The sequence below is a fragment of the Variovorax sp. AB1(2024) genome (genome assembly GCF_037482385.2).
In the GTDB taxonomy this organism is placed as follows: Bacteria; Pseudomonadota; Gammaproteobacteria; order Burkholderiales; family Burkholderiaceae_C; genus Variovorax.
On sequence record NZ_JBBHKP020000001.1, the window covers coordinates 5,419,716 to 5,443,551 of the forward strand.

The 23,836-nt window shown below is 67.4% G+C and carries 22 protein-coding genes; 16 read left to right on the forward strand and 6 right to left on the reverse strand.

Going from position 1 to position 23,836, the window contains the following annotated elements; genetic code table 11:
• Nucleotides 1–41: 41 nt before the first annotated feature.
• The 4 genes from WIX39_RS25390 to serA form a co-directional block, all read right to left on the reverse strand.
• The gene (locus WIX39_RS25390) at nt 42–455 is read right to left on the reverse strand and encodes a gamma-butyrobetaine hydroxylase-like domain-containing protein (protein ID WP_081267957.1); all 414 of its coding nucleotides are present in this window, start codon (nt 453–455) and stop codon (nt 42–44) included.
• Nucleotides 455–901 (reverse strand): HIT family protein, encoded by a 447-nt coding sequence (locus WIX39_RS25395; RefSeq protein ID WP_106937039.1) that lies wholly within the window; start codon nt 899–901, stop codon nt 455–457. The genes WIX39_RS25390 and WIX39_RS25395 overlap by 1 nt, the downstream gene beginning before the upstream one ends.
• On the reverse strand, nt 898–4,776 hold the full coding sequence (locus WIX39_RS25400; RefSeq protein WP_106937038.1) for a DUF3683 domain-containing protein: 3,879 nt from the start codon (nt 4,774–4,776) through the stop codon (nt 898–900). Before WIX39_RS25400 ends, WIX39_RS25395 begins: the two co-directional genes overlap by 4 nt.
• 143 nt (nt 4,777–4,919) lie before the next feature.
• Entirely contained in the window at nt 4,920–6,149 is a 1,230-nt protein-coding gene (gene serA, locus WIX39_RS25405; protein ID WP_081267954.1) for a phosphoglycerate dehydrogenase, read from the reverse strand.
• A 176-nt stretch (nt 6,150–6,325) separates the two neighbouring features.
• Between serA and ugpB the strand changes: the two genes are divergently transcribed.
• From ugpB to WIX39_RS25435, 6 genes are all read left to right on the forward strand, one after another.
• On the forward strand, nt 6,326–7,639 hold the full coding sequence (ugpB, locus tag WIX39_RS25410; protein ID WP_081267953.1) for a sn-glycerol-3-phosphate ABC transporter substrate-binding protein UgpB: 1,314 nt from the start codon (nt 6,326–6,328) through the stop codon (nt 7,637–7,639).
• A gap of 131 nt (nt 7,640–7,770) precedes the next feature.
• Nucleotides 7,771–8,652 (forward strand): sn-glycerol-3-phosphate ABC transporter permease UgpA, encoded by an 882-nt coding sequence (gene ugpA / locus WIX39_RS25415; RefSeq protein WP_081267952.1) that lies wholly within the window; start codon nt 7,771–7,773, stop codon nt 8,650–8,652.
• A 48-nt stretch (nt 8,653–8,700) separates the two neighbouring features.
• Nucleotides 8,701–9,549, forward strand: coding sequence for a sn-glycerol-3-phosphate ABC transporter permease UgpE (gene ugpE / locus WIX39_RS25420; RefSeq protein WP_081267951.1), 849 nt, complete (start codon nt 8,701–8,703; stop codon nt 9,547–9,549).
• Between the two features lie 18 nt (nt 9,550–9,567).
• The gene (gene ugpC, locus WIX39_RS25425; RefSeq protein WP_081267950.1) at nt 9,568–10,575 is read left to right on the forward strand and encodes a sn-glycerol-3-phosphate ABC transporter ATP-binding protein UgpC; all 1,008 of its coding nucleotides are present in this window, start codon (nt 9,568–9,570) and stop codon (nt 10,573–10,575) included.
• A gap of 3 nt (nt 10,576–10,578) precedes the next feature.
• Nucleotides 10,579–11,325: a glycerophosphodiester phosphodiesterase gene (ugpQ, locus tag WIX39_RS25430; protein WP_081267949.1), complete on the forward strand. Its 747-nt coding sequence runs from the start codon at nt 10,579–10,581 to the stop codon at nt 11,323–11,325.
• Nucleotides 11,326–11,376: 51 nt separating this feature from the next.
• On the forward strand, nt 11,377–13,797 hold the full coding sequence (locus tag WIX39_RS25435) for a DUF3772 domain-containing protein (protein WP_409196143.1): 2,421 nt from the start codon (nt 11,377–11,379) through the stop codon (nt 13,795–13,797).
• A gap of 19 nt (nt 13,798–13,816) precedes the next feature.
• Here the strand turns inward: WIX39_RS25435 and WIX39_RS25440 are convergent, their stop codons facing one another.
• On the reverse strand, nt 13,817–14,287 hold the full coding sequence (locus WIX39_RS25440) for an Lrp/AsnC family transcriptional regulator (RefSeq protein WP_155742489.1): 471 nt from the start codon (nt 14,285–14,287) through the stop codon (nt 13,817–13,819).
• 243 nt (nt 14,288–14,530) lie between these two features.
• Between WIX39_RS25440 and WIX39_RS25445 the strand changes: the two genes are divergently transcribed.
• The 4 genes from WIX39_RS25445 to WIX39_RS25460 all read left to right on the forward strand — a co-directional run bounded on the left by WIX39_RS25445 (nt 14,531) and on the right by WIX39_RS25460 (nt 17,766).
• Nucleotides 14,531–15,475, forward strand: a complete 945-nt coding sequence (locus WIX39_RS25445) for an ABC transporter substrate-binding protein (protein WP_205367360.1) — start codon at nt 14,531–14,533, stop codon at nt 15,473–15,475.
• A gap of 82 nt (nt 15,476–15,557) precedes the next feature.
• Nucleotides 15,558–16,454, forward strand: a complete 897-nt coding sequence (locus WIX39_RS25450) for an ABC transporter permease (protein WP_106937033.1) — start codon at nt 15,558–15,560, stop codon at nt 16,452–16,454.
• A complete protein-coding gene (locus WIX39_RS25455) occupies nt 16,454–17,248 on the forward strand; it encodes an ABC transporter ATP-binding protein (RefSeq protein ID WP_409196144.1) in 795 nt (264 codons plus the stop codon). The genes WIX39_RS25450 and WIX39_RS25455 overlap by 1 nt, the downstream gene beginning before the upstream one ends.
• Nucleotides 17,248–17,766, forward strand: a complete 519-nt coding sequence (locus WIX39_RS25460; RefSeq protein ID WP_409196145.1) for a GNAT family N-acetyltransferase — start codon at nt 17,248–17,250, stop codon at nt 17,764–17,766. The genes WIX39_RS25455 and WIX39_RS25460 overlap by 1 nt, the downstream gene beginning before the upstream one ends.
• Before the next feature lie 7 nt (nt 17,767–17,773).
• Here WIX39_RS25460 and WIX39_RS25465 read toward each other — a convergent pair whose 3' ends face one another.
• Nucleotides 17,774–18,052, reverse strand: coding sequence for a hypothetical protein (locus tag WIX39_RS25465; RefSeq protein ID WP_205367368.1), 279 nt, complete (start codon nt 18,050–18,052; stop codon nt 17,774–17,776).
• Between the two features lie 111 nt (nt 18,053–18,163).
• On the opposite strand from WIX39_RS25465, the gene hemA reads away from it, so the two are divergent.
• The 6 genes from hemA (at nt 18,164) to WIX39_RS25495 (ending at nt 23,831) form a co-directional block, all read left to right on the forward strand.
• Nucleotides 18,164–19,435 (forward strand): glutamyl-tRNA reductase, encoded by a 1,272-nt coding sequence (gene hemA / locus WIX39_RS25470; RefSeq protein WP_081267942.1) that lies wholly within the window; start codon nt 18,164–18,166, stop codon nt 19,433–19,435.
• Between the two features lie 107 nt (nt 19,436–19,542).
• Nucleotides 19,543–20,631 carry a peptide chain release factor 1 gene (gene prfA, locus WIX39_RS25475; RefSeq protein WP_409196146.1) on the forward strand — a complete coding sequence of 363 codons (1,089 nt, stop codon included), beginning with the start codon at nt 19,543–19,545 and terminating at the stop codon, nt 20,629–20,631.
• Nucleotides 20,631–21,482: a peptide chain release factor N(5)-glutamine methyltransferase gene (prmC, locus tag WIX39_RS25480; protein WP_409196147.1), complete on the forward strand. Its 852-nt coding sequence runs from the start codon at nt 20,631–20,633 to the stop codon at nt 21,480–21,482. Before prfA ends, prmC begins: the two co-directional genes overlap by 1 nt.
• A gap of 29 nt (nt 21,483–21,511) precedes the next feature.
• Nucleotides 21,512–21,841 (forward strand): Grx4 family monothiol glutaredoxin, encoded by a 330-nt coding sequence (grxD, locus tag WIX39_RS25485; RefSeq protein WP_081267939.1) that lies wholly within the window; start codon nt 21,512–21,514, stop codon nt 21,839–21,841.
• Nucleotides 21,842–21,856: 15 nt separating this feature from the next.
• Entirely contained in the window at nt 21,857–22,375 is a 519-nt protein-coding gene (locus WIX39_RS25490) for a cupin domain-containing protein (RefSeq protein ID WP_081267938.1), read from the forward strand.
• Nucleotides 22,376–22,520: 145 nt separating this feature from the next.
• Complete coding sequence (locus WIX39_RS25495) at nt 22,521–23,831, forward strand: hemolysin family protein (RefSeq protein WP_081267937.1); 1,311 nt, start codon at nt 22,521–22,523, stop codon at nt 23,829–23,831.
• Nucleotides 23,832–23,836 lie beyond the last annotated feature (5 nt).

Consider the following 23,836-nt stretch of genomic DNA (forward strand, 5'->3'; position numbering starts at 1 on the left):
TTTCCGCCCGCCCTTTACGGGCGTAGGGCCATGGCTCCAGCTCAGTGGCTGCTGCAGCCGTGCCCGCCCTGCTCGATCATCGGCGCGTCGCGATCGACGCCTGCAGCGGCCAGCCTCTGCTCGTAAGTGGCCCACAGCTCGGCCTGCTTCGCGCCCAGTTCGTAGAGCAGGTCCCACGAGTAGATGCCAGTGTTGTGGCCGTCGCTGAAGGTCGGCTGCACGGCATAGTTGCCCACGGCTTCGAGGTCGACCAGCTCCACGTCGCGCTTGCCGGTCTGCAGTATTTCCTGGCCCGGGCCATGGCCCTGCACTTCGGCCGAAGGCGAGTAGATGCGCATCAGCTCGAAGGGAATGCGAAAGCTCGCGCCGTCCGAGAAGCCCACCTCGAGCACGCGCGACTGGCCGTGAACGGTGATCGATTGCGGCGTCGGTGCGCCCGGTTTCAAGCCTGCCATCAGAAATTCCTTGTGCCCAGTCGCTCGATCATCGCAGCCTCCAGGGCCTGCAGCTGCGAGGCGATCTCCGCCTCGTGTGCCGCATTGCGCTCGCGCTGCGCCGGAGCCCACACGGAGCCGGGGAAATGGCTGTCGCCGGCAAAGCGCGCGATCACGTGCCAATGCAGATGCGGCACCATGTTGCCGAGCGCGGCGATGTTCATCTTGGCGGGCTTGAGCCGCTCGCGCATGCATTGCTCGACCACGGCCACCGCCTCCATGCACAGCACGCGATCGGCTGCGTCCAGGTCGGAGAACTCCGCCGCATGGTCGCGCCAGACCACGCGATAGAAGGCCGGGAAGCCCGCCTCCTCCGCATGGATGACGCGCAGCTTCGCGCCCTCGAACACGAGGCGCCCGCCCGGGCCTTCGCAGAGCACGCAGCCTTGCCGCGCCGCCCCCGTCATACCAGCACCCGCTCGATGCCGCCCTGGTTGGCGGCCGCCACGTAGGTGGGCATCCAGTCGGCGCCGAGGATCTTGTTGGCCATCTCGACCACGATGTAGTCGGCTTCGAGCAGGCCGTTGTTCAGGTCGTTGCCGTAGCGCGAGAGGCCCTGCAGGCAGCTCGGGCAGCTGGTGAGGATCTTCACGTTGTCCTGTGCGCCGACCTTGCCGCTGTCGCGCAGCGCGGCCTCGCCCTTCTTCAGCTCTTCTTCCTTGCGGAAGCGGATCTGCGTGGAGATGTCGGGCCGCGAAACGCCCAGCGTGCCCGACTCGCCGCAGCAGCGGTCGTTCTTGAGCACGTTGTCGCCGACCAGCGCCTTCACGGTCTTCATCGGGTCCTGCTGCTTCATCGGCGAATGGCAGGGGTCGTGGTACAGGTAGCCGCCACCGCCGGCATCGGCCAGCGTGATGCCCTTTTCGAGCAGGTACTCGTGGATGTCGATGATGCGGCAGCCCGGGAAGATCTTGTCGAACTGGTAGCCCTGCAGCTGGTCGTAGCAAGTGCCGCAGCTCACCACCACCGTCTTGATGTCGAGGTAGTTGAGCGTGTTGGCCACGCGGTGGAAGAGCACGCGGTTGTCCGTGATCATCTTCTCGGCCTTGTCGAACTGGCCGCTGCCGCGCTGCGGATATCCGCAGCACAGGTAGCCCGGCGGCAGCACGGTCTGCACGCCCACATGCCACAGCATGGCCTGCGTGGCCAGCCCCACCTGCGAGAACAGCCGCTCCGAACCGCACCCCGGGAAGTAGAAGACCGCCTCGGTCTCCGAGGTGGTGGCCTTCGGGTTGCGGATGATCGGCACGTAGTCGGCATCCTCGATGTCGAGCAGCGCGCGCGCCGTCTGCTTGGGCAGGCCGCCCGGCATCTTCTTGTTGATGAAGTGGATCACCTGCTCTTTGATGGGCGCCGCGCCCAGCGACGCCGGGGGCGCGGCGGTCTGCTTCTTCGCGAGGCCGCGCAGCAGGTCGTTGGCCAGGCGCTGCGCCTTGAAGCCCACGCCCACCATGCCCGCGCGCATCGTCTTGATGGTCTGCGGGTTGGTCGCGTTGAGGAAGAACATCGCGGCCGCGTTGCCGGGGCGGAAGCTCTTCTGGCCCATCTTGCGCAGCAGGTTGCGCATGTTCATCGACACGTCGCCGAAGTCGATCTTCACCGGGCACGGCGTGAGGCACTTGTGGCACACGGTGCAGTGGTCGGCCACGTCCTCGAACTCTTCCCAGTGCTTGATGCTCACGCCGCGCCGCGTCTGCTCTTCGTAAAGGAAGGCCTCCACCAGCAGCGAGGTGGCGAGGATCTTGTTGCGCGGGCTGTAGAGCAGGTTGGCGCGCGGCACGTGCGTGGCGCACACCGGCTTGCACTTGCCGCAGCGCAGGCAGTCCTTCACGCTGTCGGCAATGGCGCCGATGTCGCTCTGCTGCATGATCAGCGACTCGTGGCCCATGAGGCCGAAGCTCGGCGTGTAGGCGTTGGTCAGGTCGGCATGCAGCGTCTCGACCTGGCCGGCGGGCGCGCGCAGCAGCTTGCCCTTGTTGAAGCGGCCTTCGGGATCGACCTTGGCCTTGTACTCAGTGAACGGGCGCAGTTCCTCGTCGCTCAGGAATTCAAGCTTGGTGATGCCGATGCCGTGCTCGCCCGAGATCACGCCGTCGAGGCTGCGCGCCAGCGCCATGATGCGCACCACCGCGGCGTGCGCGGTCTGCAGCATCTCGTAGTTGTCGCTGTTGACGGGAATGTTGGTGTGCACGTTGCCGTCGCCCGCGTGCATGTGCAGCGCGACCCACACGCGGCCCTTGAGCACGCGCTTGTGGATGGCCGTGCATTCGGCCAGGATCGGCGCGAATTCGGCGCCCGAGAAAATCTCCTGCAGCGGCTGGCGCAGCTGCGTCTTCCAGCTCGCGCGCAGGGTGTGGTCCTGCAGCTGCGTGAACTGCGCATCGACATCGCGCAGCCAGCCGGCCCACAGCGCCCGCACCTCTTGCACCAGCGCCACGGCCTGCGCCACGCGGTCCTCGAGCAGTTCGGCCGCGGGAATCTCGTGCGCGTCGTCGGTCTTGCCCAGCGGCAGGTTGCCCCGCGTGAGAAAGGCCTCCAGCTCGTCGGTCAGCGCCAGCTTGTTCTGCAGCGACAGCTCGATGTTGATGCGCTCGATGCCGTCGCTGTACTCGGCCATGCGCGGCAGCGGGATCACCACGTCTTCGTTGATCTTGAAGGCGTTGGTGTGCTTGCTGATGGCGGCCGTGCGCTTGCGGTCGAGCCAGAACTTCTTGCGCGCCTCGGGGCTGATGGCGATGAAGCCTTCGCCGCTGCGCGAATTGGCGATGCGCACCACTTCCGAGGTGACGCGGGCCACCGCATCGGCGTCGTCACCGGCGATGTCGCCGAACAGCACCATCTTGGGAAGGCCGCCGTGCTTCTTCGACTTGGTGGCGTAGCCCACCGCCTTCAGGTAGCGGTCGTCCAGGTGCTCCAGGCCGGCCAGCAGCACGCCGGAGCGCTTCTGCTCGGCGAACATGAAGTCCTTGATCTCGACGATGCTGGGCACCGCGTCCTTGGCGTTGCCGAAGAACTCCAGGCAGACGGTGCGGGTGTGCGCCGGCATGCGGTGCACCACCCAGCGGCAGCTGGTGATGAGGCCGTCGCAGCCCTCTTTCTGGATGCCCGGCAGGCCCGACAGGAACTTGTCGGTCACGTCCTTGCCGAGGCCTTCCTTGCGGAAGGTGCGGCCCGGGATGTCCAGGCGCTCGGTGCGCAGCTTGGTCTTGCCGTCGGCCGCGTAGTACTGCAGCTCGAACACGGCGCTCTCGGCGTCGTGGATCTTGCCGAGGTTGTGGCCGAAGCGCGTGACTTCGAGCCATTCGGCCTGCGGCGTGACCATGCGCCACGAGGCGAGGTTGTCGAGCGCCGTACCCCAGAGCACGGCCTTCTTGCCGCCCGCGTTCATGGCCACGTTGCCGCCCACGCAGGAGGCTTCGGCAGAGGTCGGGTCGACCGCGAACACGAAGCCCGCGCGCTCGGCCGCGTCGGCCACGCGCTGCGTGACCACGCCGGCCTCGGTCCAGATGGTCGGCACGGACGCATCCAGGCCGGGCAGCGAGACATGCTCGACCTCGGTCATCGCCTCGAGCTTCTCGGTGTTGATGACCACGCTCTTCCAGGTCAGCGGAATGGCGCCGCCGGTGTAGCCGGTGCCGCCCCCGCGCGGAATGATGGTCAGGCCCAGCTCGATGCAGCCCTTGACCAGCAGCGCCATCTCGGCCTCGGTGTCGGGGCACAGCACCACGAAGGGGTACTCCACGCGCCAGTCGGTGGCGTCCGTCACATGCGACACGCGCGACAGCCCGTCGAACTTGATGTTGTCCTTGGCCGTGAGCCGGCGCAGCACGCGCGTGGCCTTGCGGCGCAGGGCGGCGACGTCGCGGAACTTGGTGTCGAAGGCAGCCACGGCGTCGCCCACCAGGCCGGTGAGCTCGCCCACGAGCTGGTCGCGCGGCAGGTCGCTGTCGGGGGTGCGGCGCTTCTGCACTTCGGCCAGGCGGTGCCTCAGGGCATCGACCAGCTGGCCGCGCCGGCGCGGGTTGTCGAGCAGGTCGTCGACGAGATAGGGGTTGCGCTGCACGACCCAGATGTCGCCCAGCACCTCGTAGAGCATGCGCGCCGATCGGCCGGTGCGGCGCTCGGCGCGCAGGTTCTGGAGCAGGTCCCAGCCGCGTTCGCCCAGCAGGCGAATCACGATCTCGCGGTCGGAGAAACTGGTGTAGTTGTACGGGATCTCGCGCAGTCGCACAGGCTCTGCGGCCTGTGACAACAGCGTATTCAACGCGGTCGGAGCATTCATCGGGGTGGCGCCTCGGCCAGGCGCTGCGCGCCCATTCAGCCGGGCCGGAGATTTTAGGGCAGCGACTGGGGTCTTGCCTCGTGGCGCCCGCTACGCCCTTGTGCTATGCGCGGCGGTGCCGCGTCCCGGCACCCCGGAAAAGCTCAGAACAGCACGCGGCTGCGGATGGTGCCGTTCACCTTGGCCAGCTTTTCCAGTGCCAGGTCGGACGAGGCGGCGTCGATGTCCATCACCACGTAGCCGACCTTCTCGTTGGTCTGCAGGTACTGCGAGGCGATGTTGATGTTGTTGTCCGAGAAGATCTTGTTGATCTCGGACAGCACGCCCGGCACGTTCCGGTGGATGTGCAGCAGGCGGTGTTTGCCGGGGTGCGCGGGCAGCGCGACCTCGGGGAAGTTGACCGACGAGATCGAGGTGCCGTTGTCGCTGTACTTGACCAGCTTCTCCGCCACTTCCCCGCCGATGTTGGCCTGCGCCTCCATGGTCGAGCCGCCGATGTGCGGGGTCAGGATCACGTTGTCCAGGCCGCGCAGCGGGGACACGAACTCGTCCTTGTTGCTGCCCGGCTCGACCGGGAACACGTCGATGGCGGCGCCCCAGAGCTTCCTGGCCTTGATGGCGGCGGCCAGGGCGTCGATCTCGACGACGGTGCCGCGCGCGGCATTGATCAGGATGCCGCCCGGCTTCATGGCGGCGATTTCGGCCTCGCCGATCATCCACTTGGTGGACGGCAGCTCGGGCACGTGCAGGGTCACGATGTCGCTCTGGGCCAGCAGGTCGTGCAGCTTGGGCACCTGGCGGGCATTGCCCAGCGGCAGCTTGCTGACCACGTCGTAGAACGCCACGTGCATGCCCAGCGCTTCGGCCAGCACGGAAAGCTGGGTGCCGATGGAGCCGTAGCCCACGATGCCCAGCGTCTTGCCGCGGATTTCGTGCGAATTGACGGCCGACTTGAGCCAGCCGCCGCGGTGCGCCAGGGCATTTTTCTCCGGGATGCCGCGCAGCAGCAGGATCGCCTCGGCCAGCACCAGTTCGGCCACCGAGCGGGTGTTGGAGTAGGGAGCGTTGAAAACCGCCACGCCGCGCTCGCGGGCGGCGTCCAGGTCGACCTGGTTGGTGCCGATGCAGAAGCAGCCCACCGCCACCAGCTTGGGCGCGGCCGACAGCACGTCGGCCGTGAGCTGGCTTTGCGACCGGATGCCCAGGAAGTGCACGTCGGCCAGCTTGGCCTTGAGCTCTTCGCCCTGCAGGGCCTTGGGCAGGGTCTCGATCTGACTGTAGCCGGCCTCGCGGATCACCTCGATGGCCGAAGGATGAATGCCCTCAAGAAGAAGGAACTTGATCTTGCTTTTGTCGAGAGAGGTTTTGCTCATTCCCGAAGGCTAGCATGGTGCAGCGCAGCAAGCCGATGCACCAAACAGGAGCGCGGATGGTCAAAAGGGTTTCCCCGGTTTGAGTGAAATCGCGTTCATGCGAAAACAATCGCCGCGAAACGTTCATATTCGTAACCTAATATCGCGGGTTTCTCAAACCCTCAGGAGTTTTCTTCATGCGCTTCAAGACGCTCGCCATCGCTTCGGCGCTGGCCACCTCGCTGGTGATGCCAGTTCTCGCCCAGGCCCAGACTGAAATCCAGTGGTGGCATTCGATGGATGGCGCCCTGAACGACTGGGTCAACGACCTGGCCAAGCAGTTCAACGAGAGCCAGAAGGACTACAAGGTCGTTCCCACCTACAAGGGCGAATACGACCAGTCCATGGCCGCCGGCATCGCCGCCTTCCGCTCGGGCAACGCGCCCGACATCCTCCAGGTGTTCGAAGTGGGCACCGCCACCATGATGTATTCCAAGGGCGCCATCAAGCCCGTGGCCGACGTCATGAAGGAAGGCGGCCAGAAGTTCGACCCCAAGGCGTACATCCCCGCCGTGGCCGGCTACTACACGGCCCCCAACGGCCAGATGCTGTCGTTCCCGTTCAACAGCTCGACGACGGTGTTCTATTACAACAAGGACGCCTTCAAGACCGCCGGCCTGGACCCCGAAAAGGCCCCCGCCACCTGGCCTGAAGTCGTTGCGGCCGCCGCCAAGCTCAAGGCCAGCGGCAACCAGTGCCCGTTCACCACCTCGTGGATGAGCTGGGCCCAGCTCGAGAGCTTCTCGGCCTGGCACAACACCTCGTACGCCACCAAGAACAACGGCTTCGGCGGCCTCGACGCGCGCCTGGAATTCAACTCGCCGCTGCACGTTCGCCACTTCGAGAACCTCTCCAACATGGCCAAGCAGGGCCTGTTCGTCTACAAGGGCCGCGCCAGCAAGCCCATCACCTCGTTCACCTCGGGTGAATGCGCCATGTTCATCGGCTCGTCGGGCAGCTACGCCAGCGTGAAGCGCGACGCCAAGTTCAAGTTCGCCGAGTCGGCGCTGCCGTACTACCCGGACGTGCAGGGCGCGCCCCAGAACACCATCGTCGGTGGTGCCAGCCTGTGGGTGATGTCGGGCAAGCCGGCCGCCAACTACAAGGGCGTGGCCGCGTTCTTCACCTTCCTGTCGAGCCCCAAGGTCCAGTCCGAGAGCCACATGCGCACCGGGTACCTGCCGATCACCATGGCTTCCTATGAGCTGACCGAGAAGACCGGCTTCTACAAGGAAAACCCGGGCACCGACGTGGCCGTGAACCAGATGATCAAGAAGACGACCGACAAGTCGCGTGGCGTGCGCCTGGGCAACCTGCCCCAGATCCGCGCCATCGAAGACGAGGAAACCGAGCTGATCTGGACCGGCAAGAAGACGCCCAAGGAAGCCCTGGACAGCGCCGTCAAGCGCGGAAACGAACTTTTGGTGAAATTCCAGGCCGCAAACAAGTAAGCTCTGCACCCGGCGAATCGGCGCGAACGAATGTTCGTTTCGGTTCGTTTTAACATCGCAAGCCAGCCTGCCCCCGTGCAGTGCTGGCTGTTTGCTTATTTAGTGTGTCTGTGACCTGAACGCCCTCTCCCATGGAAAAACGCGTCCTCTTCCGCTCGAGCTGGCTGCCCTGGGCTTTGCTCGCCCCGCAGCTGATCATCGTCGGCGTCTTCTTTTTCTGGCCCGCCGGCCAGGCGCTGGTGCAGTCGCTGCAGCAGCAGGATGCCTTCGGCAATTCGGTCACATGGGTCGGATTCGACAATTTCGTGGCGCTGTGGAACGACAGCACCTACATGGCGTCGTTCCAGACCACGCTGATCTTCTCGACGCTGGTGACGGTGCTCGGCCTGTCCATCGCGCTGGTGCTGGCCGTCTTTGCCGACCGCGTGGTGCGCGGCTCGCGCTTCTACCGCAGCGTGCTGATCCTGCCGTACGCGGTGGCGCCGGTGGTCACCGGGCTGCTCTGGTCGTTCATGTTCTCGTCGTCGATCGGCATCGTCGCCTACTGGCTCAAGAAAATGGGCTTCAGCTGGAACCACCTGCTCAACGGCGGCGACGCGATGGCGCTGGTCGTGATGGCGGCGGTCTGGAAGCAGATCTCGTACAACTTCCTGTTCTTCCTGGCGGGCCTGCAATCGATCCCGAAGTCGCTGATCGAAGCCGCGGCCATCGACGGCGCGCGCCCGATGCGCCGCTTCTGGACCATCCAGTTCCCCCTGCTCACCCCCACCACCTTCTTCCTGCTGGTGATCAACATGGTGTACGCCTTCTTCGACACCTTCGCGATCATCGACGCCACCACGCAGGGCGGCCCCGGCAAGGACACCGCCACGCTGGTCTACCGCGTCTACTTCGACGGCTTCCGCGGCATGGACTTCGGCGGCGCGGCCGCGCAGTCGGTCGTGCTGATGGCCATCGTCATCTGCCTCACGGTGCTGCAGTTCCGCTACGTCGAAAAGAAGGTCCAGTACTGATGACCTCCCCCCTCATGCAACTCGATCCCACGACCACGGAGGCCCGCCATGGTTGAGCGCCGCCCCTCCCTCGGCATCCTCGCGCACGCGATCATGATCTTCGGCGTGCTGCTGGTGGTCTTCCCGATCTACCTGGCCTTCGTCGCCTCCACCCACACGCCGCAGGAAATCATGCAGGCGCCGATGCCGATCCTGCCCGGCGCCAACTTCTGGGAAACCTACAAGGCCGCGCTGACCGGCGGCGGGCGCACCAGCACCAACGTGTCGGTGGCCCGCATGATCTGGGTCAGCTCGGTCATCACCTTCATCATCACCTTCGGCAAGATCAGCATCTCGCTGCTGTCGGCCTTCGCGGTGGTGTACTTCCGCTTCCCGCTGCGCAGCCTGTGCTTCTGGCTGATCTTCATCACGCTGATGCTGCCGGTCGAAGTGCGCATCGGCCCGACCTACCAGGTGGTCGCCAGCCTCGGCATGATCAACACCTTCGCCGGGCTCTCGGTGCCGCTGATCGCCTCGGCCACGGCCACCTTCCTGTTCCGCCAGTTCTTCCTGACGGTGCCCGACGAGCTGGTGGAAGCCGCCCGGGTGGACGGCGCCGGCGCCATGCGCTTCTTCAAGGACATCCTGCTGCCGCTGTCGAAGACCAGCATCGCGGCGCTGTTCGTGATCCAGTTCATCTACGGCTGGAACCAGTACCTCTGGCCGCTGATCGCCGCGACCAGCGAGAACATGTACCCGATCGTGGTCGGCATCAAGGCCATGACCGGCAACGGCGAATCGCCGGTGGACTGGAACGTGGTCATGGCCACCGCCGTGCTCGCCATGCTGCCGCCGGGCATCGTGGTGGTGCTGATGCAGAAGTGGTTCGTCAAGGGCCTGGTAGATACCGACAAATAAACGCAGAACGAACGAAACATGGCTGCTCTCTCTCTACGCAACGTCATCAAGCGCTACGGCCACGGGCCGAAAGCCAACCAGGTCATCCACGGCGTGAGCGCCGAGATCGCTGACCACGAATTCATCGTCATCGTCGGCCCCTCGGGCTGCGGCAAGTCGACGCTGCTGCGCATGGTGGCCGGCCTCGAGGAAATCTCGGCCGGCGAAATCTCCATCGGCAACCGCGTGGTGAACAACCTCGAACCGTCCGAGCGCGACATCGCGATGGTGTTCCAGAACTACGCGCTCTACCCGCACATGACGGTGTTCGCCAACATGGCCTACGGCCTGAAGATCCTCAAGGTGCCGGTGCCCGAGATCAAGGCGCGCGTGGACAAGGCCGCGAAGATCCTCGAACTGGGCCACCTGCTGGAGCGCAAGCCGCGCGAACTGTCCGGCGGCCAGCGCCAGCGCGTGGCCATGGGCCGCGCCATCGTGCGCCAGCCGCAGGTGTTCCTGTTCGACGAGCCGCTGTCCAACCTCGACGCCAAGCTGCGCGCGCAGACCCGCCTCGAAATCCAGAAGCTGCACCGTGAGCTCGGCATCACCTCGCTGTTCGTCACGCACGACCAGGTCGAGGCCATGACGCTGGCGCAGCGCATCATCGTGATGAACGGCGGCGTGATGGACCAGTTCGCGACGCCCGAGGAGGTGTACAACCGCCCCGCCACCACCTTCGTGGCCAGCTTCATCGGCTCGCCGCCCATGAACCTGCTCAAGCACGCGCCGGGCGTGCGCCCGGGCCAGATCCTGGGCATCCGCCCCGAGCACATGAAGCTCGACGAAAGCGGCTGGTCGGTGCAGGTCGAGCAGGTCGAGCTGCTGGGCGCCGAGCGCCTGGTGTACGGCCGCATCGGCGACGAGCAGATCATCATGCGCACCGACGAAGGCGACCGTCCGCCGGTGGCCGGCGACACGGTGAAGATCGCCGCGCGCGAAGAAAAGCTGCACTGGTTCGACGCCGGCTCCGGCAAGCGCGTGGATTGACCGATGAGCGAGCTGAAGCCCTGGCCCTACCCCCGCTGGGTCGCCCATCGCGGCGCCGGCAAGCTGGCGCCTGAAAACACGCTGGCCGCCTTCAGGCTGGGCGCGGCCCACGGCTATCGCATGTTCGAGTGCGACGCCAAGCTCAGCGCCGACGGCGTGCCCTTCCTGATGCACGACGCCAAGCTCGAGCGCACCACCAGCGGCCGCGGCATCGGCGGCGAGCAGCCCTGGAGCGCGCTGTCGCAGCTCGACGCCGGCGGCTGGCATTCGCGCGGCCATGCCGGCGAGCCGCTGCCCACGCTGCAGAACATCGCGCGCTTCTGCCTGGCCAACGGCCACCTGCTGAACATCGAGATCAAGCCCACGCCGGGCGTCGAGCGCGAGACCGGCGAGGTGGTGGCGCGCGAAGCCGCCCGCCTGTGGCAGGGCGCGGCCGTGCCGCCGCTGCTCACCTCGTTCCAGGTCGATTCGCTGAAAGGCGCGCAAGCGGCCCAGCCCGAGCTGCCGCGCGGCCTGCTGCTCGACTCGCTCTGGAAGGGCTGGCTCGAAGCCGCCCGGCAGCTCGGCTGCGTGGCCATCGTCTGCAACCACGCGCTGTGGGACGCCGGCGTGGTCGCGCAGGTGCACGGCGCCGGCATGCGCGCGCTGAGCTACACGGTGAACGACGAGTGGGCCGCGAAGCGGCTGATCGACCTCGGCACCGACGGCATCATCACCGACCGGGTCGACCTCTTTCATCCGGCCGGCTGAGGCTGCATTTCTTACCGGTTCTTACGCAATGGCGGCTTCTATGATGCGGCCATGAGTTGGACCCTACGTTTCGCGACCTTCTGCCTCGCCGCGCTGCTGACGTGCGGCGGCGCAATGGCGCAGCCCGACAGCAGCAACAACAGCGGCACCGCCACAGCCGTCGCTCCGACGCCCACGGTCGCCGAACTTCGCGCCCAGTTCAACAAGCTCAGCGCCGCCGCCGAAACCGACGATGACGCGCGCAAGCTGCTCGCGCAGATCAACGACATCGGCACGCAGGCCGACAAGTTCGTCGCAGCGCGCACCGGCGAGCTGGCCGACCTGAACGCCCGCCTCGGCGAGCTCGGCAACCCGCCCGGGGCCGGCGCCACCGAAGACCCCGACATCACCCGTCAGCGTGCGCGCCTGACCAAGGAGCGCAACGCGCTGGACGCCGACATCCGGCTCGCGCGGCTGCTGTCGGTCGACGTGCGCCAGCGCGGCACCGACCTCGTCACGCAGCGCCGGGAACTGTTCGAGGCTCAGCTCACCGAGCGCGCCGCCTCCCCGCTCACCGGACGCTTCTGGACCGACCTGCAGGACGCCTGGCCCGACGACCTGGAACGGCTGCGGACCATGGGCTCGGCGCTCAGCGCGGGTTTCGACCAGGCACTGGCGCCCGCGTCGCTCACGCTGGTGATCGCGACGCTCATCGGCGCATTGCTGTTGGCATGGCTGGGCGTCTGGGCCGCCGAGCGCCTGCTCACCCGGCTCGCGACCCGGATGCTGCCCGCCGGCCGGCTGCGGCGCTCGCTGCTGGTGATCGGGATCGTGGGGAGCCATGTGCTGCTGGTGGCCGTGGCGGCACATGGCTTCGTGGAGGTGCTCAAGGCGCACGCCACATGGGACCCGCTGGCGCGCAAGGCGCTGCAGTCCTCGGCGCAGGCGCTGACCTTCATGGCCTTCGTCATCGGCCTGGGCCGCGCCCTTCTGGCCACGGCCCGGCCGTCATGGCGGCTGCCGCCGATTCCCGACGCCACGGCCAGCAAGCTCGCGGCGCTGCCCTGGCTGGTGGCGCTGGTGGCGGCACTGGCCTGGACGCCGGCCGAAGTCAACGCGCTGGTCGACGCCAGCTTTGCCGCCGTGGTGGCCACGCACGTGCTCACGGCGCTGATCCTCACCGCGCTGGTCGGCACGGTGATCTACCGGCTGAAGGCCCTGCGCGCGGACGCCCCCGCGGCCGGCCTGCCCGAGCGGCCGATGTGGGTCGGCCTGCTGGTGGCGCTGATCGGCGCGCTGATGATCGCCATCTGGGTGCTGGTGGGCCTGGGCTACGTGGCGCTGGGCAGCTTCCTGGCCTCTCAGCTCACCTGGACCGGCATCGTGGCGGCGGCTTTCTACGTGCTGTTCAAGTTCGCCGACGACGTGTTCATGGCCATCGCGTCGTCGCGCAGCGCCTTCGGCCAGAAGCTGCAGAAGAGCTTCGGCCTCGCGCCGCAGACGCTGGACCAGGCTGCCACGGTGCTGTCGGGCATCAGCCGCGTCGCATTGTTCGTGTACATGCTGATCGCGCTGGCCGCGCCGCTGGGCACCTCGCCGGGCGAGGTGTTCCAGCGCGGCGGCAAGCTCGGCTCCGGCGTGAAGGTGGGCGAGTTCCAGCTGGTGCCGGGCGCGATCCTCAGCGCGCTGACGGTGGCGGTGGTGGGATTCATCATGCTGCGGGTGTTCAAGCGCTGGCTCACGCGCAGCTACCTGCCGAACACGCAGTTCGAGCCGGGCATGCAGAGCTCCATCACCACGCTGCTGGGCTATGTCGGCGGCATCGTGGTGATCGCGTTCACGCTGTCGGCGCTGGGCATCGGCATCGAGCGCATCGCGTGGGTGGCGAGCGCGCTGTCGGTGGGTATCGGCTTCGGCCTGCAGGCGATCGTGCAGAACTTCATCTCGGGGCTGATCCTGCTGGCGGAGCAGCCGGTGAAGGTGGGCGACTGGGTGGTGCTGGGCACGGCCGAGGGCGATGTGCGGCGCATCAACGTGCGCGCCACCGAAATCCAGCTGGGCGACCGCTCCACGCTGATCGTGCCGAACTCGGAGTTCATCACCAAGACCGTGCGCAACATGACCCTGGCCAACGCCGAGGGCCGCGTGCTGATCCGCCTGCCGATGCCGCTGACCACCGACGCGCAGCGCGTGCGCGAGCTGATCCTGGCGGCCTGCAAGGCGCATGAGGGCGTGCTGGAAACGCCGGCGCCCTCGCTCACGCTCGAAGGCATAGAGAACGGGCTGCTGATCTTCCAGGCCATCGCCTACGTGGCGAGCCCCCGGCTGGCGGGCGGGGTGCGCAGCGACCTGCTGTTCGTGATCCTGGACGAGCTGAAGAAGGCCTCGCTGCCGCTGGCGGTGCCGACGATGGTGATGGCGGCCGCGCCAGAGGCACCGGCGCCCATCGTGCCTTCATCGCCCACCTCGCCGATCCCCGGCGTGCAGAGCTGAGCGAAGCGCCGCGCCGCCCTCACTCCAGAGGCAGCGCGGTGGTGAACTTGATCTCGTTGAGGCACACGCTCGAACGCACCGCCGACACCCCGGGCATGTGCATCAGCGTGTGCATCAGGAACTGCGAGAGCGACTCCAGGTCCTGCGCGACGACCTTGAGCACGTAGTCGAAGTCGCCCGTCACCGAATAGCACTCCAGGATCTGCTTCATGTCGGCGATCAGGTCCTGGAACTTGGGCAGTTCGTCGACATGGCCGCGCGCCATGGTCACGTGGATGAAGGCGATCACGCCCAGCCCGACCCGGCGCGCATTCAGCCGCGCCGCGTAGCCGTGGACCAGCCCCAGTTCCTCGAGCCGCCGATGGCGCCGCAGGCACTGGGCGGGCGAAAGATTGGCCACCTCCGCCAGCTCCAGGTTCGACGCGCGGCCGTTCGTCTGGAGGTGTTCGAGAATCCGCCGGTCGATCCGGTCGAGTTCGACGTCGTGCAATTTCATTTCCATTGATCCGTTGCGGGTGCAATTTTATGGTGCAAAGCGGGGTAAGTCCGGACCTTTCATGCACCTTAATTGTGCAAAGTACGATCTAGACTCCGAGCGCCGGGATTGCTGCACGCATTCCCGGCCCGCTGGATTTACTGCCCCGGCCCCGCCGGCGGCGCACTCAGACGCATCCATTTCCCCTCCGGAGACCCCTACGTGAAAAACGCTTTGCTTCGCACACCCTTCAGCGCAATGGCCCTGGCCCTCGGCATGCTGGCCGCCGCGCCTTCGTTCGCGGCCGACACCAAGTCGGTGGCCGTGACGGCCATCGTGGAGCATCCGGCGCTGGACGCCGTGCGCGACGGCGTGAAGGCGGAGCTCAAGGCTTCGGGCTACGAAGAGGGCAAGAACCTCAAGTTCACCTATCAAAGCGCGCAAGGCAACGTGGGCACCGCCGCCCAGATCGCCCGCAAGTACGTGGGCGACGCGCCCGACGTGATCGTCGCCATCGCCACCCCGTCGGCGCAGGCCGTGGTTGCCTCGACCAAGACCATTCCGGTCGTGTACTCGGCCATCACCGACCCGGTGGCGGCCAAGCTGGTGAAGAACTGGGAGGCCAGCGGCACCAACGTGACGGGCGTGTCCGACCTGTCGCCGCTGGAAAAGCATGTTGGCCTCATCAAGCAGGTGGTGCCGAACGCCAAGCGCATCGGCGTGATCTACAGCCCCGGTGAAGCCAACTCGGTGGCCATCGTCGAGTCGCTCAAGAAGGCCGCCTCGGCCGCCGGCATGACGGTGGTCGAGGCCGCCGCCGCCCGCACGGTGGACGTGCCGACCGCCGCCCAGAGCCTGGTCGGCAAGGCCGACGTGATCTACACGCCGACCGACAACAACGTGGTCTCGGCCTTCGAAGGCATCGTGAAGGTGGCCCAGCAGGCCAAGCTGCCGGTGGTTGCGGCCGACACGGCCACCGTGGAGCGCGGCGCCGTGGCCGCACTGGGCCTGAACTACAGCGACATCGGCCGCCAGACCGGCAAGATCGTGGTGCGCATCCTCAAGGGCGAGAAGCCCGGCACCATCGCCTCGCAGACCAGCACCAACTTCGAGCTGGTGGTGAACCCCGGCGCGGCCAAGCTGCAGGGCGTGACGCTGTCCGACGAGCTGCTGAAGACGGCGAAGGTCGTGAGCACCAAGTAAGCCCTTCGACGGGCCCGCGCCCCGGTCTCATCCACCGGGGCGGGCCCGTTGTTGCCTCGCCGCCTGCCGGAAGCCTCCCCACATGTCCCTCATCGCCTCGCTGGGCGCCATCGAGATCGGTCTGATATTCGGACTGGTCGCGCTGGGCGTCTTCATGTCGTTTCGCATCATCAATTTTCCCGACCTCACGGTGGACGGCAGCTTCCCGCTGGGCGCCGCCGTGGCCGCGACGCTGATCGTCGCTGGCTGGAACCCTGCGGCCGCCACCGCGGTGGCCTGCGTGGCCGGCGCCGCCGCGGGCTGGGTCACGGCCTGGCTCAACGTCAAGCTGAAGATCATGCAATTGCTCGCGAGCATCCTGGTGATGATCGCGCTGTACTCCATCAACCTGCGCGTGATGGGCAAGCCCAACGTGGCGCTCATCACCGAACCCACGGTGTTCAGCATGGTCGACTTCGGCGGCATGCCCGAGCAGTGGGCCAAGCCGCTGTTGCTGCTTCTCATCGTGATCGTCGCCAAGATCCTGGTCGACATGTTCTTCGCCTCCGAAGCCGGCCTGGCGATGCGCGCCACCGGCGGCAACGCGCGCATGGCGCGGGCCCAGGGCATTTCGACCGACTTCCACACCATGGCCGGCCTGGCGCTGTCGAACGCGCTGGTGGCGCTGGCCGGCGCGCTGTTCGCGCAGAGCCAGGGCACGGCGGACATCTCGATGGGCGTAGGCACGATCGTGATCGGCCTGGCCGCGGTGATCATCGGCGAGACGCTGCTGCCGGCGCGCAGCATGGTCATCACCACGCTGGCCTGCGTGCTGGGCGCACTGCTCTACCGCTTCTTCATCGCGATGGCGCTGAACACCGACTTCATGGGCCTGCAGGCGCAAGACTTGAACCTGGTCACCGCCGTGCTGGTGGCGTTCGCGCTGCTGGTGCCGGCCTACAAGCGCAAGCTGCGCGCGCTTTTCAAGGGGAAGAACTGATGCTGCGCGCCCGACAACTCGAGATGACCTTCAACCCGGGCACCCCGATCGAGAACCGCGTGCTGCGCGGGCTCGGCCTGGAGATTCCCACCGGTCAGTTCGTCACCGTGATCGGCTCGAACGGCGCGGGCAAGTCGACCTTTCTCAATGCGGTGAGCGGCGACCTGATCGTCGACAAGGGCAGCATCGAGATCGACGGAAAAGACGTGACCCGCATGAACGCCTGGCAGCGCTCGGGCATGGTGGCCCGCGTGTTCCAGGATCCGATGGCCGGCACCTGCGAGGCGCTGACCATCGAGGAGAACATGGCGCTGGCCTGGAAGCGCGGCGAGCGGCGGGCCTTCGGCTTCGCGCTCAACCGCAACCTGCGCGAGCTGTTCCGCGAGAAGCTGTCGATCCTGAAGCTGGGGCTGGAGAACCGCCTGGCCGACCGCATCGGGCTGCTGTCGGGCGGCCAGCGGCAGGCGGTGAGCCTGCTGATGGCCTCGCTCAAGCCCTCGCGCATCCTGCTGCTCGACGAGCACACCGCCGCGCTCGACCCCAAGACCGCCGCCTTCGTGCTGGAGCTGACGGCCAAGATCGTCGAGGCCGGCCAGCTCACCGCGATGATGGTGACGCACAGCATGCGCCAGGCGCTGGACTACGGCTCGCGCACGGTGATGCTGCACGAGGGCCAGGTGATCCTCGATGTGGCCGGCCCACAGCGCGCCGGCCTCGACGTGCCCGACCTGCTGCGCATGTTCGAGCAGACCCGCGGCGAGAAGCTGGACGACGACAAGCTGCTGCTGGCCTGATGGTGCCGGACGCCGCCTTCGTGCGCGCCATGCGCGCCGCCGACCTCGACGCCGTGCTGGCGATCCAGCTCGCCTGCTACGGCGCGGGCTTCGTGGAAGACGGCGAGCTGATCGCGCGCCGGCTCGCGGCCGCGCCCCATACGGGCTGGGTCGCCGAGCATGGCGGCGGCGTGCGGGCCTATCTGGCGGGCTATCCGTCGGTGGCCGGCAAGCTGACGCCGCTGCACGGCGAGTTCGAAGTGGCCGCACAGGCCGATTCGCTGTACCTGCACGACCTGGCGGTGCACCCCGACGGCGCGGGGCTGGGCCTCGGCCCGCGGCTGGTGCGCCATGCCTGGGTGCATGCGGCGCAGGCCGGATGGCGGCATTCAACGCTGGTGTCGGTGCAGTCTTCGGTCGGTTTCTGGGAGCGCCAGGGCTATGCGGCAACGCAGCCCGATGGCGCCGAACAGCAGATTCGGCTGGCCACCTACCCAGGCCGGTCGGTATACATGATCCGCCGGCTGGACCCGGCCTGAGCGGTTTTCAGCGGCGCCAGCCGCGCATCGCCAGCCATTGCACGGTGCCGCAGACCACCACGAGCGCGGCGTACGTCGCCATCATCCCGTCGCGCCCGAACACCGCCAGGCCGGCCGCCAGCACCGCGACACCGGCCGCGAAAACAAGCAACAGTTGCGCCCACCAGCGCGGCACGCCGGCACGCCTGCCGCCCAGGTAGCGGCCGGCGAACACCAGCACCAGCGCCATGAAGGCGGCCGGTGCGACGAAATTCAGCAGGTGATCGAGGAGGTCGGACAGGTCCATCGGGGGGCCGCATGCGTGCGGGAGGTCATGCGGCGGGGCTTATGGCTGTCATAGGGAAAGCCATTTGTCCCTGCGCAAGCCCGGCGCGGTTGCTGATTTTATAATCACTGCATGTCTGTCTGGGCTCTTGGCTTGAACCACACGACCGCGCCGCTCGATCTGCGCGGTCGTTTTGCGTTTGCGCTCGACCAGATCGCCCCCACGCTGCAGAGCCTGCGCAGTTCTTTCGGCGCCGGCCGCCACCCCCAGGTCGAGGCCGCGATCATCTCCACGTGCAACCGCACCGAGATCTATTGCGCGTCCGAGCACGCCGCACTCGACCACACTTTCGGCTGGCTGGCCCAGAGCGGCGGCGTGGCACCCGCCCTGCTTCGCTCGCACGCCTACACCCTGCATGACGACGAAGCCGCGCGCCACGCCTTCCGCGTGGCCAGCGGGCTCGATTCGATGGTGCTGGGCGAGGCCCAGATCCTCGGCCAGATGAAAGACGCCGTGCGCGCGGCCGAAACCGCCGGCGCACTCGGCAGCACGCTCAACCAGCTGTTCCAGCGCTCCTTTGCCGTGGCCAAGGAAGTGCGCACCGCCACCGAGATCGGCGCGCACTCCATCAGCATGGCCGCCGCGGCCGTGCGCCTGGCCGGCCAGCTCTTCGAAGACCTGCGCAAGACGCGCGTGCTGTTCGTCGGCGCCGGCGAAATGATCGACCTCGCGGCCACGCACTTCGCGGCCAAGGAGCCCAAGTCGATCGGCATCGCCAACCGCACGCTGGAGCGCGGCGAGAAGCTGGCCTCGCGCTTCGGCGGCGAAGCCCTGCGGCTGGCCGACCTGCCCGCGCGTCTGGCGGAGTTCGACATCGTCGTGAGCTGCACCGCGAGCACGCTGCCGATCATCGGCCTGGGTGCCGTGGAGCGCGCGCTCAAGGCACGCAAGCACCGCCCGATGTTCATGGTCGACCTGGCCGTGCCGCGCGACATCGAGCCCGAAGTGAAGGCGCTCGAAGACGTCTACCTCTACACCGTCGACGACCTCGCGCAGGTGGTGCAGCAGGGCCACGCCAACCGCCAGGCCGCCGTGGCGCAGGCCGAAGTCATCATCGACGCCGGCGTGCAGAGCTTCATGCACTGGCTGGGCCAGCGCGGCACCGTGCCGCTGATCCAGCAGCTCAACGCGCAGGCCGACGAATGGCGTGCCGCCGAGATGGCGCGCGCCCGCAAGCTGCTGGCCAAGGGCGAATCGGTCGAGGCCGTGCTCGAGGCCATGTCGCGCGGTCTCACGCAGAAGATGATGCACGGCGCGCTGGCCGAACTGCACGCGGGCGACGCCACCTCGCGCGAGCAGACCGCGCAGACCATCTCGCGCCTTTTCCTGCGCAAAGAGCGTTAGCGACGCTCGCCAGCGGCCCGGCCACGGCCTTCTCCTGGCCGGCCGCAGCCTTCATTGCGCCTGCCGCTGCATTGCGGCTTCCTCCCATTTTTCGAGCCCCTTCCGCCGTGAAATCCTTTCTGCGCCATCAACTCGAACGCTACGCACAGCGCCTCGGCGAACTCGACTTCCTGCTCTCGCGCGAAGACATCATGAGCGACATGGCGCAGTACCGCACCATCTCGCGCGAGCATGCCGAAGTCACCCAGATCGCCGGCCGCTACGAGCGCCACAAGCAGCGCGAGGCCGACATCGCCGGCGCCAGGGAAATGCTCGACGACCCCGACATGGCCGAGATGGCGCGCGAGGAAATCGCCGGCGCCGAAGCCGAACTGGTGCAGCTCGAGGAAGAGCTGCAGCGCCTGCTGCTGCCCAAGGACCCGGACGACGCGCGCAACGCATTCCTCGAAATCCGCGCGGGCACGGGCGGCGACGAATCGGCGCTGTTCGCGGGCGACCTGCTGCGCATGTACACGCGCTACTGCGAACGTGCCGGCTGGCGCTGCGAGATTGTGAGCGAGAGCGAGAGCGAACTCGGCGGCTACAAGGAAGTGGTGGTGCGCATCTCCGGCGACAACGTGTTCGGCCACCTGCGCTTCGAGTCGGGCGGCCATCGCGTGCAGCGCGTGCCGGCCACCGAGACGCAGGGCCGCATCCACACCAGCGCCTGCACGGTGGCCGTGCTGGCGGAGCCCGACGAAACCGTGGCCGTGCAGATCAACCCGGCCGACCTCCGCATCGACACGTACCGCGCGAGCGGCGCGGGCGGGCAGCACATCAACAAGACCGATTCGGCCGTGCGCATCACGCACATCCCGACCGGCATCGTGGCCGAATGCCAGGACGACCGCAGCCAGCACCGCAACAAGGCCAAGGCGCTGCAGGTGCTGTCGGCGCGCATCCAGGAGAAGGAGCGCAGCGAGCGCGCCGCCAAGGACGCCGCCATGCGCAAGGGGCTGATCGGCAGCGGCGACCGCTCGGACCGCATCCGCACCTACAACTTTCCGCAGGGCCGGCTCACCGACCACCGCATCAACCTCACGCTCTACAAGCTACTGGCCATCATGGAAGGCGACCTCGGCGACGTGCTCGACGCCCTGCGCGCCGCGCGCGAAGCCGAGCAGCTGGCCGAGCTGGAATCGAGCCTGCCGGCGTGATGGCCACCGACGACCCCAAGCCGTCCACCGTGGCGCAGGCGCTGGCCGCCGGCATCGCGCTGGGCATCGACCGGCTCGACGCGCAGTTGCTGCTGCTGCATGCGCTCGGGCGCGCGCCGCACGACCGCGCGTGGCTGCTGGCGCACGACACCGACGCGATGCCGGACACCGCGTGGTCCACGCTCTCCGCGCAACTGTCGCGCCGCCTCGCGGGCGAGCCGGTGGCGTATCTGCTCGGCGAGAAGGAATTCCACGGGCTCGACCTGCGGGTCGACGCTCGGGTGCTGGTGCCGCGGCCCGACACCGAGACGCTGGTCGAATGGGCCTTGCAGTGCCTCGAAGGCCACGCTGCGCCGCGCGTGGTCGACCTGGGCACGGGCAGCGGCGCGATCGCGCTGGCCCTCCAGCACGCGCGCGTCGATGCGCGGGTCGACGCGGTCGATGCCAGCGCCGACGCGCTGGCGGTCGCGCAGGCCAACGCCCGGCGCCTGGGCCTGCCGGTGCGCTTCGCCTTGGCCGACTGGCTCGACGGCGCCGACACCGGCTACACGGTCATCGCCAGCAACCCGCCGTACATCGCCGCCGACGACCCGCACCTGCCCGCCCTGCGCCATGAGCCCGTTTCCGCGCTGGTCGCGGGTGTCGACGGGCTCGACGACATCCGCCAGATCGTCCGGCACGCCCCGGCGCACCTTGCGGAAGGCGGCTGGCTCTTGCTCGAGCACGGCCACGACCAGGCCGCCGCGGTGCGCCAACTGCTCGCCGAACGCGGTTTCGCCGAAGTGCAAAGCCGCGACGACCTCGCCGGCATCCAGCGCTGCTCCGGCGGAATCTGGCGCACGGTGAAATAATCCCCTCAGCCCACTTTTCAGGAGTTCTCATGTCCGACGCCCAGCAACGTATCGACGATCTCGTCAAAACCAACGAACTCGTGCTCTTCATGAAGGGCAACGCCAGCTTCCCGATGTGCGGCTTCTCGGGCCGCGCGATCCAGATCCTCAAGGCGGTCGGCGTCGACACCAAGGCGCTCAAGACCGTCAACGTGCTCGAAGACGACGGCATCCGCCAGGGCATCAAGGAATACAGCAACTGGCCCACCATCCCGCAGCTCTACGTGAAGGGCGAATTCATCGGCGGCTCGGACATCATGATGGAGATGTACGAGTCCGGCGAGCTGCAGCAGGTCATCGGCGGCGGCGCTTCGGCCTGATCCGGCGGCTCCGCGATGAGCCACGATCACGGCCACTCGCACGGCCATTCACATGGTCATTCCCACGAGGGCGAACCGGCCTGGAAGCATGACGGCGTGCGCGTCATCGCCGCCAACCAGCTCGACGTGAACACCGCCCAGACGCCCGGCATGAACCGGGCCGCGGCCATCAATTTCGCCCGCGTCGGCGCGCAGAAGCTCTGGGCCGGCACCGTGACCATCCATGCCGACGCCAAGACCGGCGCGCATCATCACGGGCATCTCGAATCGGTGATCTACGTCGTGCGCGGCCGGGCCCGCATGCGCTGGGGCGAGAAGCTCGAGTTCACGGCCGAAGCCGGGCCGGGCGACTTCATCTACGTGCCGCCCTACGTGCCGCACCAGGAAATCAACGCAAGCGCCACCGAGACGCTGGAATGCGTGCTGTGCCGCAGCGATGGCGAGGCGGTGGCGGTGAATCTCGACATCGAACCCGTCGAGAAGCCCGAGTCGGTACTCTGGGTCGACCCGACCCATCCGCACGGCGGGATATAGGCGCTCCCCCAGGCTTCGCGCACTTCGTGTCGCTGCGCCAACCCCCTCGCCGGGGGCGACACCTGCGGCCCGGCAAAGCCGGTTCCGCGGTGTCGCTGGAACAGACCCTCAGTCATGGCACCATGGCATTCTTCGCCGTGCCACCATGACCCTGACCCAAAGCCTGCTCATCATCGTCCTGCTGATCGCGCTGAGCGCGTTCTTCTCCCTTGCAGAGATCACCCTCGCAGCCTCGCGCCGCCTGCGACTGCGCCAGATGGCCGACGAGGGCGACCCCCGGGCCGAGAAGGTGCTGCGGGTGCAGGAGCAGCCGGGCCACTATTTCACCGTGGTGCAGATCGGCCTGAACGCCGTGGCCATCCTCGGCGGCGTGGTGGGCGAAGGGTCGCTCAGCCCCTATTTCGCCGTCTTCTTCGAGAAATGGCTGAGCGTGGAAGCCGCGGGCAACGTGGCGTTCCTGTGCTCCTTCGTGATCGTCATCGCGGTGTTCCTGGTGTTCGCCGACCTGTTCCCCAAGCGGCTGGGCATGAGCAACCCCGAGAAGCTGGCGGTGCGCATGGTCGGGCCGATGCTGCTGCTGATCACCACCTTCAAGCCGCTGGTGTGGTTCTTCACGCGCTGCACCGACCTGCTGTTCAAGGCGCTCGGCATGCCGATGGCGCGAGACGACAAGATCACCTCGGCCGACATCCTCGCGATGACCGAAGCCGGCGCGCGGGCCGGCGTGCTCGCGGTGCGCGAACAGCAGGTGATCGCCAACGTGTTCGAGCTGGAGACGCGCCTCGTCAGCAGCGTGATGACGGTGCGCGACAACATCGCGTGGTTCCTGCACGACGACCCCGAGACGGTGCTGCGCGCGCGCATCGTGGCCGAGCCTTTCTCGGCCTACCCGGTGTGCGACGGCGACATCGACCACGTGCTGGGCTACGTGGACGCCAAGGACATGTTCCAGCGCGTGCTCAGCGGCCAGCCGCTGGCCTTCGACCAGGGCCTGCCGCTGCACAAGGCGCTGGTCATTCCCGACCGGCTGTCGCTGACCGAGGTGCTCGAGCAGTTCCAGCAGGCGCACGAAGACTTCGCGATCATCGTCAACGAATACAGCCTGGTGGTGGGCGTGATCACGCTCAACGACGTGATGAGCACGGTGATGGGCGACCTGGTGTCGATGCCCGACGAAGAGCAGATCGTGCAGCGCGACGAGAACTCGTGGCTCATCGACGGCATCACGCCCATCCAGGACGTGCAGCGCGCGCTGCACATCGACGAGCTGCCGCATTCGGAGGAATACGAGACGCTCGCGGGCTTCCTGATGGTGATGCTGCGCCGCGTCCCCAAGCGCACCGACAACGTCACCTGGGGCGGCTACACCTTCGAGGTGATGGACGTCGACAGCTACCGCATCGACCAGGTGATGGTCACCAAGGGCTCGGGCACCGCCAAGGCGCCGGCGGCCTGAAGATC